Origin of the sequence: Variovorax cryoconiti (assembly GCF_051216395.1) — a bacterium.
Lineage (GTDB): Bacteria > Pseudomonadota > Gammaproteobacteria > Burkholderiales > Burkholderiaceae_C > Variovorax.
The window spans coordinates 59510-75429 of sequence record NZ_JBPJZI010000009.1 but is presented as its reverse complement, the minus strand read 5'-3'; the positions used below and the strand labels follow the sequence as shown (position 1 = coordinate 75429).

General features: G+C 69.0%; 16 protein-coding genes and 1 riboswitch. Of the genes, 11 read left to right on the top strand and 5 right to left on the bottom strand.

Translation table 11 applies throughout. The features are described 5' to 3' along the window. Window positions 1-111 precede the first annotated feature (111 nt). From ACSFA2_RS20045 to ACSFA2_RS20025, 5 genes are read left to right on the top strand one after another with little or no spacing between them, the layout of a single operon-like run. Window positions 112-1086, top strand: coding sequence for an NAD(P)-dependent oxidoreductase (locus tag ACSFA2_RS20045; protein WP_435457087.1), 975 nt, complete (start codon window positions 112-114; stop codon window positions 1084-1086). 8 nt (window positions 1087-1094) lie between these two features. Then, window positions 1095-1481: a RidA family protein gene (locus ACSFA2_RS20040; RefSeq protein ID WP_435457086.1), complete on the top strand. Its 387-nt coding sequence runs from the start codon at window positions 1095-1097 to the stop codon at window positions 1479-1481. A gap of 32 nt (window positions 1482-1513) precedes the next feature. Beyond that, window positions 1514-2296 carry a class II aldolase/adducin family protein gene (locus ACSFA2_RS20035; protein WP_435457085.1) on the top strand — a complete coding sequence of 261 codons (783 nt, stop codon included), beginning with the start codon at window positions 1514-1516 and terminating at the stop codon, window positions 2294-2296. Between the two features lie 10 nt (window positions 2297-2306). Beyond that, a complete protein-coding gene (locus ACSFA2_RS20030) occupies window positions 2307-2942 on the top strand; it encodes a glutathione S-transferase family protein (RefSeq protein ID WP_435457084.1) in 636 nt (211 codons plus the stop codon). Window positions 2943-2985: 43 nt separating this feature from the next. Next, entirely contained in the window at window positions 2986-3810 is an 825-nt protein-coding gene (locus ACSFA2_RS20025) for a VOC family protein (protein WP_435457083.1), read from the top strand. Here the strand turns inward: ACSFA2_RS20025 and ACSFA2_RS20020 are convergent. From ACSFA2_RS20020 to ACSFA2_RS20010, 3 genes are all read right to left on the bottom strand, one after another. Then, window positions 3807-5402 (bottom strand): MFS transporter, encoded by a 1596-nt coding sequence (locus ACSFA2_RS20020; RefSeq protein ID WP_435457082.1) that lies wholly within the window; start codon window positions 5400-5402, stop codon window positions 3807-3809. The two genes, ACSFA2_RS20025 and ACSFA2_RS20020, sit on opposite strands and share 4 nt — an antisense overlap. 89 nt (window positions 5403-5491) lie before the next feature. Then, a complete protein-coding gene (locus ACSFA2_RS20015) occupies window positions 5492-6166 on the bottom strand; it encodes a glutathione S-transferase family protein (RefSeq protein WP_435457081.1) in 675 nt (224 codons plus the stop codon). 96 nt (window positions 6167-6262) lie between these two features. After that, a complete protein-coding gene (locus ACSFA2_RS20010; RefSeq protein ID WP_435457080.1) occupies window positions 6263-6724 on the bottom strand; it encodes a RidA family protein in 462 nt (153 codons plus the stop codon). Window positions 6725-6812: 88 nt separating this feature from the next. Here ACSFA2_RS20010 and soxR point away from each other — a divergent pair, with 88 nt between their 5' ends. Then, window positions 6813-7283: a redox-sensitive transcriptional activator SoxR gene (soxR, locus tag ACSFA2_RS20005; protein ID WP_435457079.1), complete on the top strand. Its 471-nt coding sequence runs from the start codon at window positions 6813-6815 to the stop codon at window positions 7281-7283. Between the two features lie 12 nt (window positions 7284-7295). Here the strand turns inward: soxR and ACSFA2_RS20000 are convergent, their stop codons facing one another. Beyond that, the gene (locus ACSFA2_RS20000; RefSeq protein ID WP_435457078.1) at window positions 7296-7991 is read right to left on the bottom strand and encodes an HAD family hydrolase; all 696 of its coding nucleotides are present in this window, start codon (window positions 7989-7991) and stop codon (window positions 7296-7298) included. A gap of 38 nt (window positions 7992-8029) precedes the next feature. Continuing rightward, a complete protein-coding gene (gene thiC, locus ACSFA2_RS19995) occupies window positions 8030-9910 on the bottom strand; it encodes a phosphomethylpyrimidine synthase ThiC (RefSeq protein ID WP_435457077.1) in 1881 nt (626 codons plus the stop codon). Window positions 9911-9988: 78 nt separating this feature from the next. Beyond that, window positions 9989-10096, bottom strand: a riboswitch (TPP riboswitch). A gap of 204 nt (window positions 10097-10300) precedes the next feature. Between thiC and ACSFA2_RS19990 the strand changes: the two genes are divergently transcribed. The 5 genes from ACSFA2_RS19990 to eutC all read left to right on the top strand — a co-directional run bounded on the left by ACSFA2_RS19990 (window position 10301) and on the right by eutC (window position 15882). Next, window positions 10301-10492, top strand: a complete 192-nt coding sequence (locus ACSFA2_RS19990) for a hypothetical protein (RefSeq protein ID WP_435457076.1) — start codon at window positions 10301-10303, stop codon at window positions 10490-10492. A 20-nt stretch (window positions 10493-10512) separates the two neighbouring features. Further along, the gene (locus ACSFA2_RS19985) at window positions 10513-12726 is read left to right on the top strand and encodes a phosphocholine-specific phospholipase C (RefSeq protein ID WP_435457075.1); all 2214 of its coding nucleotides are present in this window, start codon (window positions 10513-10515) and stop codon (window positions 12724-12726) included. 152 nt (window positions 12727-12878) lie between these two features. Next, a complete protein-coding gene (locus ACSFA2_RS19980; RefSeq protein WP_435457074.1) occupies window positions 12879-13655 on the top strand; it encodes a DeoR/GlpR family DNA-binding transcription regulator in 777 nt (258 codons plus the stop codon). Between the two features lie 32 nt (window positions 13656-13687). Further along, the gene (locus ACSFA2_RS19975; RefSeq protein ID WP_435457073.1) at window positions 13688-15094 is read left to right on the top strand and encodes an ethanolamine ammonia-lyase subunit EutB; all 1407 of its coding nucleotides are present in this window, start codon (window positions 13688-13690) and stop codon (window positions 15092-15094) included. Next, on the top strand, window positions 15091-15882 hold the full coding sequence (eutC, locus tag ACSFA2_RS19970; protein ID WP_435457072.1) for an ethanolamine ammonia-lyase subunit EutC: 792 nt from the start codon (window positions 15091-15093) through the stop codon (window positions 15880-15882). The genes ACSFA2_RS19975 and eutC overlap by 4 nt, the downstream gene beginning before the upstream one ends. The last annotated feature ends 38 nt before the right edge of the window (window positions 15883-15920 follow it).

Genomic DNA, 15920 nt, shown 5'->3' with positions numbered 1-15920 from the left:
CTTGTATGCTGACAAGCGATATGCTTTCCGCACGTTTTCAAGAGGATGCGCACCGAGTTGGGTCGCATCTTTCTCCCTGTCCAGATTCCTCTTTTTTCGGAGAACCCGCCCGTGACGCCTTCTGTTTCCAACGCCACCGCCACGCCCGCCAATCCCCAATTTGGGGAATGGAAGGCCACCTTCGTCGACGCCAATCCCACGCTGTCCGCAGTGTTTTCGGGCCTGCATCGGGTCGACGACCTGCCGCTGCATATCAACCGCCAGCCCGACATCACGTCGGCCGAGCTGCCCGCCCTGCTCGCGGGCACGCCGATCGCCATCGTCGACCACACCTTCCTGCCGACCGCGATCGCGCGTGAATGCACGAGCCTGAAGCACGTCGTGTTCCTCGGAACCGGCCCGCGCAGCTACATGGACGTGGAAGAACTCGCGGCGCTCGGCATCAGCGTGCACACCATCAAGGGCTATGGCGACACGGCTGTGGCCGAGTGCGCCTTCTCGCTGATGTGGTCGGCCGCCAAGGGCTTCGCGTTGATGGACCGCGGCATGCGCGCCGGCCAGTGGCTGCGCACCGAGGCCGTCCAGCTCACCGGCAAGACCCTGGGCCTGATCGGCTTCGGCGGGATCGCCGAAGAGCTGGCGCGCCTGGCCATCGGCGCCGGCATGAAGGTGATCGCCTGGAACCGCTCGCCCAAGCAGCACGCGGGCGTCGAGTTCGTCGGCATCGACGAACTGCTGGCGCGCAGCGACGTGGTGTCGCTGCACCTCTTGCTCAACGACGAGACGCGCGCCTTCCTGTCGCGCGAGCGCATCGCCGCGATGCGCGACGGCGCGATCCTGGTGAACACCGCCCGCGGTGCGCTGACCGACGAGGACGCGCTGGTCGACGCCCTGCGCGCCGGCAAGCTCCGCGCCGCCGGCCTCGACGTGTTCATCACCGAGCCGCTGCCCGCCGACCATCCGTTCACGACGCTGCCCAACGTCACGCTGTCGGCGCACTCGGCCTTCCGCACGCCCGAAGCCAATGCCAACCTCGGCGAAGCCGCGCTGGCGCACTGCCGCCGCATCGTCGCGCAGAACACCTGAGGAATCGAATGACCACGTCTACACCCACAACCGAATCGGTCGCGCGCGAGATCGTTCGCCTCGACCAGAACGCCCGCCGCAGCCGCGCCGTGATCGCCGGCGGCATGGTCTACCTCGCCGGCCAGGTCGCCGACGACAAGTCGCTCGACATCGGCGGCCAGACGCGCCAGGTGCTGCAGAAGATCGACGACCTGCTCGCGCAGGCCGGCACCACCCGCGACCGCCTGGTCACGGCACAGATCTGGCTCGCCTCCATGAGCGACTTCGCCGGCCTCAACGCCGTGTGGGACGCCTGGGTCGTGCCCGGCGAGACACCGACGCGCTGCTGTGGCAAGGTCGAACTCGCCGACCCGGACTTCCGGGTCGAGATCGTGGTGACGGCGCTGCAGCCCTGAACCGACCTGCCTCTCACCGAAGGACACCCACCATGATCTCCACCACCGACCCCCATCGCAACCGCAAGCCGCGCAACATCAGCGACGAAGAATGGGCCGTGCGCACCCAGCTCGCCGCGTCGTACCGGCTGGCCGCCAAGTTCGGGCTGACCGACCTCATCTACACGCACATTTCGGTGCGCGTGCCGGGCCGGCACGACCAGTTCCTGATCAACCCGCACGGCTGGTTCTTCGACGAGATCACCGCATCGAGCCTGGTGAAGATCGACGTCGACGGCAACCCGATCGGCGACGACCGCTTCGAGGTGAACGCCGCCGGCTTCACCATCCACAGCGCGCTGCACCAGAGCCGGCCCGACGTCGAATGCGTGGTGCACCTGCACACCAACGCCGGCATGGCCGTGGCCGCGCTCGAATGCGGGCTGCTGCCGCTCAACCAGATCAGCATGCAGTTCTACAACCGCGTGAACTACCACGACTACGAAGGCATCTCGCTCGACCTCGACGAACGCGAGCGCATCGTGCAGTCGATGGGCAACGCGCACTATCTGATCCTGCGCAACCACGGCCTGCTGACCACGGGGCGCTCGGTGGCCGAGGCCTTCACGCGCATGTTCTACCTGAACCGCGCCTGCGAGATCCAGGTGCAGACACTGTCGATGGGCCAGAAATACGTGCTGCCCTCGCCCGAGGTCTGCGAGCACGCCGCCAAGCAGCACGACGACTACGCCTACCTCGACACGGTGCACCTCGACCGCGAATGGACCGCGCTGCTGCGTTTGCTCGACCGCGACGGCGGCGACTACAACTGCTGAAGGCATCGGCATGCTGAAGGTCTGGGGACGGCGCAGCGCGTTCAACGTGCAGAAGGTGCTGTGGCTGATCGACGAGCTCGGCCTGCCGCACGAACACGTGCCGGCCGGCGGCAGCTTCGGGGGGATCGACCAACCCGACTTCCTGGCGCTGAACCCGCACGGCCGCGTGCCGGTCATCCAGGACGTCGACGGCACGGTGGTGTGGGAGTCGCACAGCATCCTGCGCTACCTCGCGGCGACGTATGGCGCGGCTCACGGCGACGGCGTGCTCTGGCCGGCCGACGCGGCGGGCCGATCGCAACGCGACCGCTGGATGGACTGGTCGCTGAGCCGCCTGCAGCCCGCCCTCATCGACGGCATCTTCATGCCGCTGTGCCGCACGCCGGAGGCGCAGCGCGACCCCGCCCTGATCGCGCGGAGCATCGCGCAGTGTGCGGCCTCGTTCCAGGTGCTCGACACGGTCCTGCAGACGCGCGACTACCTCGAAGCCGACCGGCTCACGCTGGCCGACATCCCGGCCGGCACCTGCCTGTACCGCTACTTCGAACTCGACATCCCACGCCCGCCGCTGCCGAACGTCATGGCCTGGTACCGACGGCTGCAGGCGCGGCCGGCCTATCGGGACCACGTGATGATCGCGTTCTAGACGGCCCCTCCTTCGCCGTCGTTCCTCAAACACGAAAGCCACCATGTCATTGCCGCTGGACCACGTCGTCATCGCCGTCCTCGACCTCGAAACCGCCATCGCGGACTACACCGCGCTCGGCTTCCAGGTGCTGCGCGGCGGCGACCATCCCGGCCGCCCGACGCACAACGCGCTGGTCGTCTTCGCCGACGGCAGCTACCTCGAGCTGATCGCCTGGAAGTCGCCCGCGCCCCAGGAGCGCTGGTGGCCGCTGCTGCAGCGCCACGGCGAAGGCATCGTCGACTTCGCGCTGCTGCCGCAGGACACGGCCGAGACGGTGGCGGGCGCCGCGCGTCGCGGGCTGGTGCTCGAAGGCCCGCTCGCCGGCGGCCGCCTGCGGCCCGACGGCGAGCGCCTGCAGTGGCAGACCGCGCGCCCCTCTTCGGCCGACCTGCCCTTCCTGTGCGGCGACATCACGCCCCGCGTCCTGCGCGTGCCGGAAGGCGCGGCGCGCGTGCACCCCAACGGCACCGTCGGGGTAGCGCGACTGGACATCGCAGTGCGCGACCTCGACGCCAGCCTGGCGCGCTACCGCGCTCTGTTCGGCGAAGTCGCCTCCGCCGCGCAGATCGGTGCCGTGGCCACCGAGCCCGGCAGCGGAGTGCGCCATGCGCGGATCACCATCGGCAGCAGCACGCTGGTGCTGTCGTCGCCGACCGATTCAGGCGCCGCATCGTCGAACGTGGTCGCCCAGCGCCTCGCATCGCGCGGCGAAGGCCCCTCGGCGCTGGTGCTGCGGCGTGGCGACACCGCACGGGCCGGCCAGATCCTCGACATCGCACGGACGCACGGCGCGCCGATCTGCTTCGAAGCGAACGACGGCGCCTAGGATTTTTCCGCAGCGCCCGGCGCCGGCTTGCCGCCGATCCACAGCCACGCGCTCACCGCACTCAACACGGCCAGCAGCGCGCTGATGCCCATCACCCACCGGAAGCCCGCGACGAAGGCAACCTGTACCGCCGACTTCACGGCCTGTGCGCTCGCTGCGTCGATGCCGGCGGGTGCCTCGGCGGCGGCAAGCCGGCTGCGCTGCGCCTGCAGGTGGGCGACGAGCTCGGGCGAGGCCTGCATGTCGCGCAGGCCCGTCGCCAGGCTCGCATCGAAGGCCATCGCCATGACCAGACCGAACACGGCGACGGCCAGCACGGCCGCCGTGCGCGACACCGCGTTGTTCACGCCCGAAGCGATGCCCGCCAGGTCGGGCCCGACCGCGTTCATCACGGTGGTGGTGAGCGGCGCGACGGTGATCGTCATGCCGATGCCCAGCACCACCACGGCAGGGAAGAAGGCTGTCCAGTAGTTCGCGCCCGTGCCCGGCAGCGCGAACAACGCGAATCCGACACCGGCGATGACCGGCCCGACGACCAGCGGCAGGCGCGGGCCGAAGCGGTCGACCAGCTGCCCTGCCTTGGCGGAGAACAGGAATATGATGACGATGAAGGGCAGCAGCGCCGCGCCCGCCACCGTGGCCGAGTAGCCCTGCACCTGGATCAGGTTGAGCGGAAAGAAGTACAGGCCGCCGCCGAGCGCCGCGTAGAGCAGCAGCGTGAGCACGTTGGCGCCGCCAAAGTTGCGGCGTGCGAACAGGTCGAGCGGCAGCATCGGCGCACGGGCGCGCGACTCGACCCCCACGAAGGCCGCGCTGGCCGCGATGCCAATGACCAGTGCCGCGATCACCGCGGGTGCATGCCATTGCTGCACCGGTGCCTCGATGAAGGCGTAGACGATGCCGCCCAGGCCGACCGTCGCGAGCACCGCGCCCCCCACATCGAGGCCGCTGGCCGACGGGCTGCGGCTTTCGGGCACGCGGCGCCACACCACCCACAACACCACCGCCGCCATCGGCACGTTGATGAGGAAGGCCCAGGTCCACGAATACTGGTCGACCAGCCAGCCGCCGATGACCGGACCGATGGCTGCCGTGATGCCGCTCGCGCCCGACCAGGTGCCGATCGCCTTGCCGCGCTCGCCTTCTGGGAAGGACGCGCTGATGAGCGCCAGGCTGCCTGGCACCAGCAGCGCGGCGCCGATGCCCTGCACCGCGCGCGCGGCGATCAGTTGCTGCACCGTGGCCGATGCGGCGCACGCTGCCGACGCGACCGCGAAGAGCGCGACGCCGACGGCGAAGATGCGGCGCCGACCGAAGTGGTCGCCGAGCGACCCGCCGACCAGCAGCAGCGCCGCGAGGAAGAGCGCATACGACTCCACCACCCACTGCGCCTGGAAGGCATCGGCGTGCAGGTCGCGCTGGATGGCCGGCAACGCGACATTGACCACGGTGCCGTCGATGAAGGCCATGCTCGAGCCGAGGATGGCGGCCAGCAGGATGCCGCGCTTGGCCGCGTCGGAACAGGGTGCGGCGACATCGTGGCCGCTGCGGATGATGGCGTCATCGCAGGGCGGTTTTCCGATCTGGGTCATGGGGCTCCTGGGTGCGCCGCACGAAGACAAAGCGATGGCGCCCGCGCACTGTGGTGCGAAGCGCCGCGCGCGTCAATCGCCTGTCGGGGTCAGACCTGGCCGGTCGCGGGCGCCACCGACACGCCCTGCCCGATCGCCGCGGTCGCCTGAGCGGCCATGGCGCGTCCGAAAGCGTCACGCTGCTGCAGGCGCCCCCAGTAGGCGGCCACGTTCGGCGGGAAACGCGGGACCAGATCAAGGTGGCTCGCGAGCAGCAAGGCATAGCCGACCGAGACATCGGCCGCAGTGAAGCGGCCCGCACAGAGCCAGTCGTTGCCGCTCACTGCGGCTTCGATGCCGCGCAGGCGTGCGATGAACCACTTGGCATAGTCGTCCGCCGCTTGCGGCAGGCGGCGCTCGACGGGCTCGAAGCGGCCGTAGCGCAGCACGATGGTCTGCGGAAAGGTCAGCGTCGCTTCGCCGTGGTGCAGCCAGTTGAGCCACATGCCGTAGGCCGGCTCGTCGCGCCGCACGGCGAGGCCCGTCGTTCCTTCGGGGTCGCAGCGTTCGGCAAGGTACTGGCACATCGCTGCGGATTCGGTCATGCGGGTGTCGCCATCGACCAGCAGCGGCACGGTGCCGAGCGGATTGAGATCGAGGTAGGCGCGCGCCTGCACGCGCGGTGGAAAGGGCAGCATGCGCAAGTCGTACGCCGCGCCGAGCTCCTCGAGCATCCAGAGCGGACGAAAGGACCGGGCGCTGACGCAGTGGTGAAGAACGATCATGCGGCGAATCTAGCCGACCACATGCAACGCCGCCACGATGGCATTCCCCATGTGCCCGGTACCGACGACGCCTGCCTTGCGCATCATCACGCCGGCTCAAGCGCCGCGTGCCATCCCCTTCACCGCCGTGGCCTCGATCTCGAACAGCATGCCGTCGAGCGCCAGCCGCGGCACCGGGATCAACGTGCAGGCCGGTGGCGGCTCGTCACCCCACGCGGCGGCCAGTGCGCGGCCGAGCACCGCCAGGCGCGCCTCGCTGTGGTCGACCACCAGCACGACGAGGCGCACCACGTCGAGGGGTTCGGCGCCCGCGGATTCGAGGGCGATGCGCAGGTTGCGCAGGGCCTGGTCGACCTGCGCGGCAAAGTCTGGCGACAGCGCACCCGACGCGTCTTCTCCGCCCTGACCCGCCACATAGATGAAGCGTGCCGGCGCGGTCGCCACGGCCACGTGCGAATAGCCGTTGGGGCGCGGGTCGTAGAGGCGCGGCGGGTTGATGAACAACGGCAGCGGCCGAGCTGCCGGTACGGTGGCCGTGAAAAAGGACAAGGTGGTCATGGCGAGAGGACGAGCGATGGAAAGGCGCTAGTATCAAATCTCAACTTAACTTGAGGTCAAGCGTTTTCGACACGCCTTCCTCCCCGCCATGACGTCTGCCATCGACCCCTTCTCCAACGCGCACGCCCCGGCGCCCGAACTGGCCGTCGGCGAAGTCGCGGCCCGCAGCGGTGTCGCCGTCTCGGCGCTGCACTTCTACGAGAGCAAGGGGCTGATCCAGGCGGCCCGCAGCGGCGGCAACCAGCGGCGCTATCCGCGCGCGATCCTGCGCCGCGTGGCCTTCATCAAGGTGGCGCAGCGCGTGGGCATCCCGCTGGCCGAGATCGCGCAAGCCCTGCAGGCACTGCCCGAAGGACGCACGCCAACGGCCACCGACTGGCGGCGGCTGTCACGCGAATGGCGCACCGAACTCGACGAGCGCATCCGCACGCTGACGCAACTGCGCGATCAGCTGGACGGCTGTATCGGCTGCGGCTGCCTCTCGCTCAAGGCCTGCCCGCTGCGCAATGCGCAAGACGCGCTCTCGCAGGAAGGGCCGGGGCCGCACTTCGAGGATTAATGCGTTGCGCTGTCAGGCCGCAGGCGGGCGCCAGGCAGCCAGCACCGCCGGCAGCTCGGCCATGTCGGTGAAGACCTCCGCCACACCTGCCGAACGCAGCGCGTCGGCCCCGCTGTGGCCCAGGCCGCCAGGGCTGTAGCCGAACACGGTGGCGCCCGCAGCAACACCGGCGGTGGCGCCGGTCACCGTGTCCTCGACCACCGCGCAGCGCGTCGGGTCAACGTCCAGCGCGGCGGCGGCTGCGAGGTACACGTCCGGGTAGGGCTTGGAGCGCGGCGTCTCGTGGCCGCTGAAGATGCGGCCTTCAAAGGCATCGAAGAGCCCGATCTTCTGCAACTGCAGTTCGACCTTCCTGCGGTCGGCACCCGACGCGCACGCGATGCGCCCGCCCAGCGCGGCATGCAACGCGCGCACGGCAGCCGGCGCACCGGGGATCTCGACCAGGTAGCGGTCGAGCTGCACGTTGCGGCGCGCCCAGAAGCTGCGCAGCCATTCGTCGGTCACGGGCGCACCGGTTTGCGCCTCGATCAGCGCGCGCTCGTCCTTGACCGCTTTGCCGACGAAGATGCGCATGCATTCGTCGGGCGTGAGCACCCAGCCACGCTCCTCGAGCATGTCGCGCAGCACGCCGTTGGTGATGGGTTCGGAGTCGACCAGCACGCCGTCGCAGTCGAACAGCACGGCATCGAAAGGAATGGAAAGCGTCATGGGGCGATCGTAGCAACCGCCCAAGGCACCTCACACCGCTACGAGCGCTCGGTCCGGATCGGGATGTACATCTCCCCCCCGCCCGCCTTGAACTCCGCCGACTTGGCGTGCATGCCGTCGAACACCGCCGTGCCTTCGTCGAGCCCGCGCTGCGCGGCGTACTCGCGCACTTCCTGCGTGATCTTCATGGAGCAGAACTTCGGGCCGCACATGGAGCAGAAGTGCGCGGTCTTGCTGGCGTCCTTCGGCAACGTCTCGTCATGGAAGTCGCGCGCGGTGTCGGGGTCGAGGCCGAGGTTGAACTGGTCCTGCCAGCGGAACTCGAAGCGCGCCTTGCTGAGCGCGTCGTCGCGCGAGCGCGCACCCGGGTGGCCCTTGGCGACGTCGGCGGCATGCGCGGCGATCTTGTACGCGATGATCCCCTGCTTCACGTCGTCGCGGTCGGGCAGGCCCAGGTGCTCCTTGGGCGTGACGTAGCAGAGCATCGCGGTGCCGGCCCAGCCGATCATCGCGGCGCCGATGGCGCTGGCGATGTGGTCGTAGCCCGGCGCGATGTCGATGGTCAGCGGGCCGAGCGTGTAGAACGGGGCCTCGTGGCAGTGCTTGATCTGCTCGTCCATGTTGGCCTGGATCATGTGCATCGGCACATGGCCCGGCCCTTCGATCATGGTCTGCACGTCGTGCTTCCAGGCCACCTGGGTGAGTTCGCCCAGCGTGCGCAGTTCGGCGAACTGGGCCTCATCGTTGGCATCGGCACCGCTGCCGGGCCGCAGGCCGTCGCCGAGCGAGAAGCTCACGTCGTAGGCCTTCATGATGTCGCAGATGTCCTCGAAGTGCGTGTAGAGAAAGCTCTCCTGGTGGTGCGCGATGCACCACTTGGCCATGATCGACCCGCCGCGCGAGACAATGCCGGTCATGCGGTTCGCCGTGAGGTGGATGAAGGGCAGGCGCAGCCCCGCGTGGATGGTGAAGTAGTCGACGCCTTGCTCGGCTTGCTCGATCAGCGTGTCGCGGTAGATCGCCCAGGTGAGGTCCTCGGCCACCCCGCCCACCTTCTCGAGCGCCTGGTAGATGGGCACCGTGCCGATCGGCACCGGCGAGTTGCGCACGATCCAGTCGCGCGTGGTGTGGATGTTCTTGCCGGTGGAAAGATCCATCACGTTGTCGGCACCCCAGCGGATCGCCCACACCAGCTTCTCCACCTCTTCCTCGATGCTGGAGGTGACGGCCGAGTTGCCGATGTTGGCGTTGATCTTCACCTTGAAGTTGCGGCCGATCGCCATCGGCTCGACCTCGGGGTGGTTGATGTTGGCCGGGATGATGGCGCGGCCACGCGCCACCTCGTCGCGCACGAACTCGGGCGTGATGAGGCGCGGAATGCTCGCGCCCATGGGGTTGCCGGCCACGCGCTTCGCGCGCTCTTCGTTCGCCAGGTACTCGGCCATCCATTCGCGCTTGCCGTTCTCGCGCAGCGCCACGTATTCCATCTCGGGCGTGACGATGCCGCGCCTTGCGTAGTGCATCTGCGTGACGTTGGCACCGCGCTTCGCGCGGTGCGGCGTGCGCTGCAGCGCGGCCGCATCGGCCCGCAGCTGCGCGACGCGCGCGTTCTCCTCGCCCTTGACGCCATCGTCGAGCGCGGCCAGCTGACGACCTTCGTAGCGCTCGGTGTCGCCGCGCTCCGCGATCCATGCGCCGCGCACATCGGGCAGCCCGAGGCGCACGTCGATGGCAACCGCCGAATCGGTGTACGGCCCCGAGGTGTCGTAGAGCGACACGCACTCGCCATTGGTCAGCGCCACGTCGCGAACCGGCACGCGCAGGTCGGGCCGGCTGCCGACGATGGCGGACTTGGTGGAGGCGGGGAAGGGCTCGCGCGTGAGCGTGAGCAGCGAGGCGAACTTGTCGATGGCGTTCATGGGGCACTCCGGTGGGATGAGGGTGCTCCGCAATCGCTCGACGGACCCATGGCCCGAAAAGAAACGGGACCTGTGGATCAGGGGAACTGCAGCTCTTCTTCCGCCGGTACTAACCGGTTCAAGTTCGCGGGTTCGGCGATTCGATCGCCATCTCAGCACGTCACACGTGCGCCCCGGAGCGGGTTGGATTCTAGGGGCCGAGCAAGGGCCGACGCAAGGGCCGTGATGGGCGATTCGTGCATCGGTTGCCCCTCGTCGGCTGTCAAAGGCTTGTCATGCATGCGGATGAAGATCGTGGCACGAATGGTAGTTGTGGATTTGGTTGCACTTTCGACGCAACTGCAATTCGCCGGATTCACCGCATCGACCCACCCCTTTGAAAGCCCCCCGATGAAACCTCTCTCATCTTCGCTGCGTGCAACGCCGCGTCGGCTGGCCGCCGGCGCCGCGCTGGCCCTGTTGACCCTCGTGCTGACCGCTTGCGGCGGCGGCAGCGACAGCACGCCGACCACCCCCACGACACCGACCGCGCCCACCACGCCTGACACCACCGTCAAGCCCGAGATGCGCTGCGCCCCCTGACCCTTTAGCGAGCACACACCATGACGACATCCCGCCGCAACTTCCTGCGCAACACCGCCACCACCGGCATCGCCGCCGCCACGCTGGCGGCCTTTCCGCCGAGCATCCGCCGCGCCCTGGCCATCCCCGCGAACAACAAGACCGGCACGATCAACGACGTCGAGCACATCGTGATCCTGATGCAGGAGAACCGTTCCTTCGACCATTACTTCGGCACCATGAGGGGCGTGCGCGGCTTCGGTGACCGCTTCACCATCCCGCTGCCTGGATACCGAAGCGTCTGGGAGCAACTCGACGACACCGGCAAGCCGGTGCTGCCCTATCACCTCGACGGCACGCAAGGCAACGCTCAGCGCGTGTCCGGCACGCCGCATTCGTGGAACGACGGCCAGAACGCCTGGGACGGTGGCCGCATGTACCAATGGGCGCGGTACAAGAAGACGGGGACGGCGCCTTTCACGCAGTCGATGGGCTACCTCCAGGAAGCCGAGCTGCCGTTCCAGTTCGCGCTGGCCAACGCCTTCACGGTCTGCGACGCCTACCACTGCGCGATGCACACCGGCACCAACTCGAACCGCATGTTCCTGTGGACCGGTACCAACGGCCCGACCGGCGCCGGCGTCGCCACGGTCAACAACGAATGGGACGACATCGGCCCCTCGACGCTCGGCTACGAATGGAAGACCTACCCCGAGCGCCTGGAGGCAGCCGGCGTCAGCTGGATCGTCTACCAGAACATGCCGGAGAACTACACCGACAACTCGCTGTCCGGCTTCAAGCAGTACCGCAAGGCGAACGAGGATTCGGGCAAGCCCGTGAGCCACAACAGCAACGTCGTGTCGCCAGCCTACGACCCGGCCAGCGACAACACCGGCAACCCGCTTTACAAGGGCATCGCCAACACCATGCCCGACGGCGGCTTTCTGCAGACCTTCAAGCAGGACGTGCTCGCCGGCAAGCTGCCGAAGGTGAGCTGGGTGGTGGCGCCGTCGACCTACTCCGAGCACCCCAGCCCGTCGAGCCCGGTGCAAGGCGCCTGGTACACCCAGGAGGTGCTGGACGCGCTGACCGCCGTGCCCGAGGTGTGGAGCAAGACGGTGCTGATCGTCAACTTCGACGAGAACGATGGCTACTTCGACCATGTGCCGTCGCCGGCCGCGCCATCGCTCAACCTCGACGGCACAACCGCGGGAAAAACCACGCTGCCCGATGCGGACATCGCGGTCGAGCGCTTCACGCACCCGGCTCCGGCCGGCACCACCAAACAGCCGCAGCCCGATGGTCGCGTCTATGGCCCAGGCGTGCGCGTGCCGGCCTATGTGATTTCGCCGTGGAGCCGCGGTGGCTGGGTCAACTCGCAGGTGTTCGACCACACCTCGGTGCTGCGTTTCATCGAGCAGCGATTCGGCGTGAAGGAGCCCAACATCGGCGGCTACCGCCGCGCGATCTGCGGTGACCTGACGAGCGCTTTCAACTTCGAGACGCCGAACGCCGAGGTGCTGCCGACGCTGGCCGGCCGCAAGAGCAAGAGCGACGCCGATGCACTGCGTGTCCAGCAGGAGTCGCTGCTGCAGATCTTTCCGCCCACGACGCAGCAACGGCCACAGCAGGCGACCGGAACGCGCCCCTCGCGTGCCCTGCCCTATGAGCTGCACACCAGCGCCCGCAGCGACAGCGTCGGCGGCAAGCTGCAACTGCTGTTCGCCAACACGGGCAAGGCGGGTGCCGTGTTCCACGTGTACGACCGACTCAACCTCGGCCGCCTGCCGCGCCGCTACGCGGTCGAAGCCGGCAAGACGCTGGACGACACGTGGAACGTCGTGACCGACAACGCCGGCCACTACGACCTGTGGGTGCTCGGCCCGAACGGTTACCACCGCCACTTCAAGGGCGACCTGAACACGCTGCGCGCAAGCACTGCGGCTGCCCCGGAGGTGCGCGTCTGCTACGACATCACCAACGGCAACGTGTACCTGAGCATGATGAACACCGGCAAGAGCGCGGCCACGTTCACCATCCGCGCCAAGGCGTACCGGGCGGATGGACCGTGGACGGCGACGGTCGCCGCCGGCGCGACGGCCGAGCAGCACTGGGAGCTGGCGGACAGCGGGCGCTGGTACGACTTCGAGGTGACCTGCGACGCCGACATCAACTACTACCGTCGCTTCGCCGGCCGCGTCGAAACCGGCAAGCACTCGGTGAGCGACCCGGCGATGGGTGTGACCGACGTCTGAGCCCGACCTGAAGCCAGCGGTCCGCCCCGTGCGGACCGTTGCCGTTTCAAGCGCGGGCGTTCGGCGCGTCGGCTCGCGGTGGCATTGCTATTGCATCAGCCCGTCCGACAATCCATGCTGTACGCGCATCTGGTGCACGCAACCATCGACCCATGCTCCAAGAAGAACGATTCCTCCGCATCCGCAGCCTGCTGGCGACCTTCTCGCGGGTGAGCGTCGACCGCATCGTGCAGGACCTCGCCGTCTCGCGCGAAACCGTGCGGCGCGACCTGCTCGAGCTCGAAGGCAGCGGCGAGCTGCGCCGCGTGCACGGCGGCGCGGTCGCCACCGGCCCCGAGCCCGAGCCGCCGCTGTCGGTGCGGCTGGTGGCACGCCAGAAAGAGAAACGCGCCATCGCCAAGGCCGCGGTCGGCCTGCTGCGCCCTGGGCAGACGCTGTTTCTCGACGCGGGCAGCACCACGTCGACGCTGGCCGAAGAGATCGCTACGCTCAGCGGCATGACGGTCATCACCAATTCGCTGACCATCGCGCTCAAGCTGGCCGGCGCCGACGAGGGCCGCAGTTCACGCAACGACGTGCGCCTGCTCGGCGGCCAGATCGACGTGAAGACGCAGGCAACGCACGGCGAAGGCACGCTGGAGGACATCCGGCGTTTTCGCGTCGACGTGGCGCTGATGTCGCCGGTGGGCCTGCACGCCAGGCACGGCGCCATGAGCTTCGAGCACCACGAGGCCGCCGTGGCCCGCGCCATGGCCGAGCAGGCGCAGCAGGTGGTCATCCTGGCCGACCACAGCAAGATCGGCCTGGCGAGCCGCGTGACCTACGCGCGCGGCGCCGACATCGACATCGTCGTGACTGACGCCAAAGCGCGCGACGTCGCTGGCCTGGCCGCGCTGCGCAAGGCCTGCGAACGCCTCGTCATCGCCTGACGCACTGACAGACATACAGAGGCCGACACCCCATGCCCTACCGCCACGCCGCCGGCGACACCACCTGGCACTTCGCCGACCTGCGCACGCTGATGGCCAAGGCCACGCCCGCGCGTTCGGGCGACGTGCTGGCCGGCGTCGCGGCAGAAACGGCGGTGGAACGCATGGCCGCGCGCATGGCGCTGGCCGACGTGCCGCTGCGGCGTTTTCTCGACGAGGCGCTGGTGCCCTACGAAGACGACGAGGTCACGCGCCTCGTCATCGACACGCACGACGCCGCCGCCTTCGCACCCATCGCGCACCTGACGGTCGGCGACTTCCGCGACTGGCTGCTGTCCGACGCGGCCGACAGCGCCGTGCTGGCGCGCGTGGCGCCCGGCATCACGCCCGAGATGGCGGCGGCGGTGAGCAAGCTGATGCGCAACCAGGACCTGATCCTGGTCGCGCGCAAGTGCCGCGTGGTCACGCGCTTTCGCAACACCCTCGGCCTGCCCGGCCACCTGGCGGTGCGACTGCAGCCCAACCACCCGACCGACGACCTGCGCGGCATCGCGGCGTCGATGGTCGACGGCCTGCTCTACGGTGCCGGCGACGCGGTGATCGGCATCAACCCCGCCACCGACAGCGTGCCCGCGCTGACGCGGCTGGTGCACATGCTCGACGAGGTGATCGTCAAGCTGGGCATCCCCACGCAGTCCTGCGTTCTGACGCACGTGACCAACACCGTGCAGATGATCGAACAGGGTGCGCCGGTCGACCTGGTGTTCCAGTCGGTCGCCGGCACCGAAAAGGCCAACACCAGCTTCGGCGTGAATCTGGCGGTGCTGAAGGAAGCGCACGAGGCGGCGTTGTCGCTGAAGCGCGGGCCGCTGGGCGACAACGTCATGTACTTCGAGACGGGCCAGGGCAGTGCGCTGTCGGCCGGCGCGCACCACGGCGTCGACCAGCAGACCTGCGAAGCGCGCGCCTATGCGGTGGCACGCGCCTTCCGGCCGCTGCTGGTGAACACCGTCGTCGGCTTCATCGGGCCGGAGTACCTGTACGACGGCAAGCAGATCATCCGCGCGGGGCTCGAGGACCATTTCTGCGGCAAGCTGATGGGCCTGCCGCTGGGCTGCGACGTCTGCTACACCAACCACGCCGAGGCCGATTCCGACGACATGGACACACTGATGACGCTGCTGGGCACGGCAGGCCTGACCTTCATCATGGGTGTGCCGGGGGCCGACGACATCATGCTCAACTACCAGAGCACCTCCTTCCACGACGCGCTCTACCTGCGCGAGGTACTCGGCCTGAAGCGCGCGCCCGAGTTCGAGGCCTGGCTGCAGCAGATGCAGCTGGCCGATGCACAGGGCCGCGTGCTGAGCGTGACGGCGCAGCACCCGGCGTTGCAGCAGCTGCGGCAGTTGCGCCTGGGTGACGGGAGCAAGAAATGAGCACGCCCGACCCCTGGGACGACCTGCGTGCCTACACCGCCGCCCGCCTCGCGCTCGGCCGCGCCGGGTCGAGCATGCCGACCGCCGAGCTGCTGCGCTTCGGCTTCGCGCATGCCCAGGCGCGCGATGCGGTGCACATTCAGCTCGACACGCAGGCGCTGGCCGACGCGTTGGCCGCCGACGGCCTGCCCACGCTCCAGGTGCACAGCGCCGCGCCGGACCGCGCCAGCTACCTGCTACGCCCGGACCTCGGCCGCCGGCTCGACGACGCCAGTGCAGAGCGGCTGCGCGAAGCCGCCGGCCCGAGCCCCACGGCGGGTTGCGACCTGTTGCTGGTCGTTGGCGACGGGCTCTCGTCGCTGGCCGTCGAGCGCAACGCGCGCGCCATGGTCACGGCCATCCGCGCCGGCCTGCCGGCGGGCTGGACGCTCGGCCCGGTGGTGATCGCGCAGCAGGCGCGCGTCGCGCTGGCCGACGAAGCGGGCGCGCTGTTCGGCGCGCGCCTGGTCGCGATGCTGATCGGCGAACGCCCGGGCCTGAGCTCGCCCGACAGCCTGGGCCTGTACCTCACCTGGGAGCCGGCCGTCGGCCGCCACGACGCCGAGCGCAACTGCATCTCGAACATTCGCCCCGAAGGCCTCGCGCCCGCGGCCGCCGCCGGCCGCTTCTGGTGGCTCGCGCAGGAGGCACGGCGCCTGCAGCTCACCGGCGTGCAGCTCAAGGACCGCAGCGACGCCGTGGTCATCGCGGCCCCGCCATCGACCGCTTTGCCGGCCGGGCCGGACTGAACGCCCACGTTCCCTGCCGGCACGGGAATTCGCCCGGG

What these genes read in the sequence shown, in the direction of transcription:
- ACSFA2_RS20040 (WP_435457086.1), top strand. Translation starts at nt 1,095, where the DNA reads ATGACCACGTCTACACCCACAACCGAATCGGTCGCGCGCGAGATCGTT.
- ACSFA2_RS20035 (WP_435457085.1), top strand. Translation starts at nt 1,514, where the DNA reads ATGATCTCCACCACCGACCCCCATCGCAACCGCAAGCCGCGCAACATC.
- ACSFA2_RS20030 (WP_435457084.1), top strand. Translation starts at nt 2,307, where the DNA reads ATGCTGAAGGTCTGGGGACGGCGCAGCGCGTTCAACGTGCAGAAGGTG.
- ACSFA2_RS20025 (WP_435457083.1), top strand. Translation starts at nt 2,986, where the DNA reads ATGTCATTGCCGCTGGACCACGTCGTCATCGCCGTCCTCGACCTCGAA.
- ACSFA2_RS20020 (WP_435457082.1), bottom strand. Translation starts at nt 5,402, where the DNA reads ATGACCCAGATCGGAAAACCGCCCTGCGATGACGCCATCATCCGCAGC.
- ACSFA2_RS20015 (WP_435457081.1), bottom strand. Translation starts at nt 6,166, where the DNA reads ATGATCGTTCTTCACCACTGCGTCAGCGCCCGGTCCTTTCGTCCGCTC.
- ACSFA2_RS20010 (WP_435457080.1), bottom strand. Translation starts at nt 6,724, where the DNA reads ATGACCACCTTGTCCTTTTTCACGGCCACCGTACCGGCAGCTCGGCCG.
- soxR (WP_435457079.1), top strand. Translation starts at nt 6,813, where the DNA reads ATGACGTCTGCCATCGACCCCTTCTCCAACGCGCACGCCCCGGCGCCC.
- ACSFA2_RS20000 (WP_435457078.1), bottom strand. Translation starts at nt 7,991, where the DNA reads ATGACGCTTTCCATTCCTTTCGATGCCGTGCTGTTCGACTGCGACGGC.
- thiC (WP_435457077.1), bottom strand. Translation starts at nt 9,910, where the DNA reads ATGAACGCCATCGACAAGTTCGCCTCGCTGCTCACGCTCACGCGCGAG.
- ACSFA2_RS19990 (WP_435457076.1), top strand. Translation starts at nt 10,301, where the DNA reads ATGAAACCTCTCTCATCTTCGCTGCGTGCAACGCCGCGTCGGCTGGCC.
- ACSFA2_RS19985 (WP_435457075.1), top strand. Translation starts at nt 10,513, where the DNA reads ATGACGACATCCCGCCGCAACTTCCTGCGCAACACCGCCACCACCGGC.
- ACSFA2_RS19980 (WP_435457074.1), top strand. Translation starts at nt 12,879, where the DNA reads ATGCTCCAAGAAGAACGATTCCTCCGCATCCGCAGCCTGCTGGCGACC.
- ACSFA2_RS19975 (WP_435457073.1), top strand. Translation starts at nt 13,688, where the DNA reads ATGCCCTACCGCCACGCCGCCGGCGACACCACCTGGCACTTCGCCGAC.
- eutC (WP_435457072.1), top strand. Translation starts at nt 15,091, where the DNA reads ATGAGCACGCCCGACCCCTGGGACGACCTGCGTGCCTACACCGCCGCC.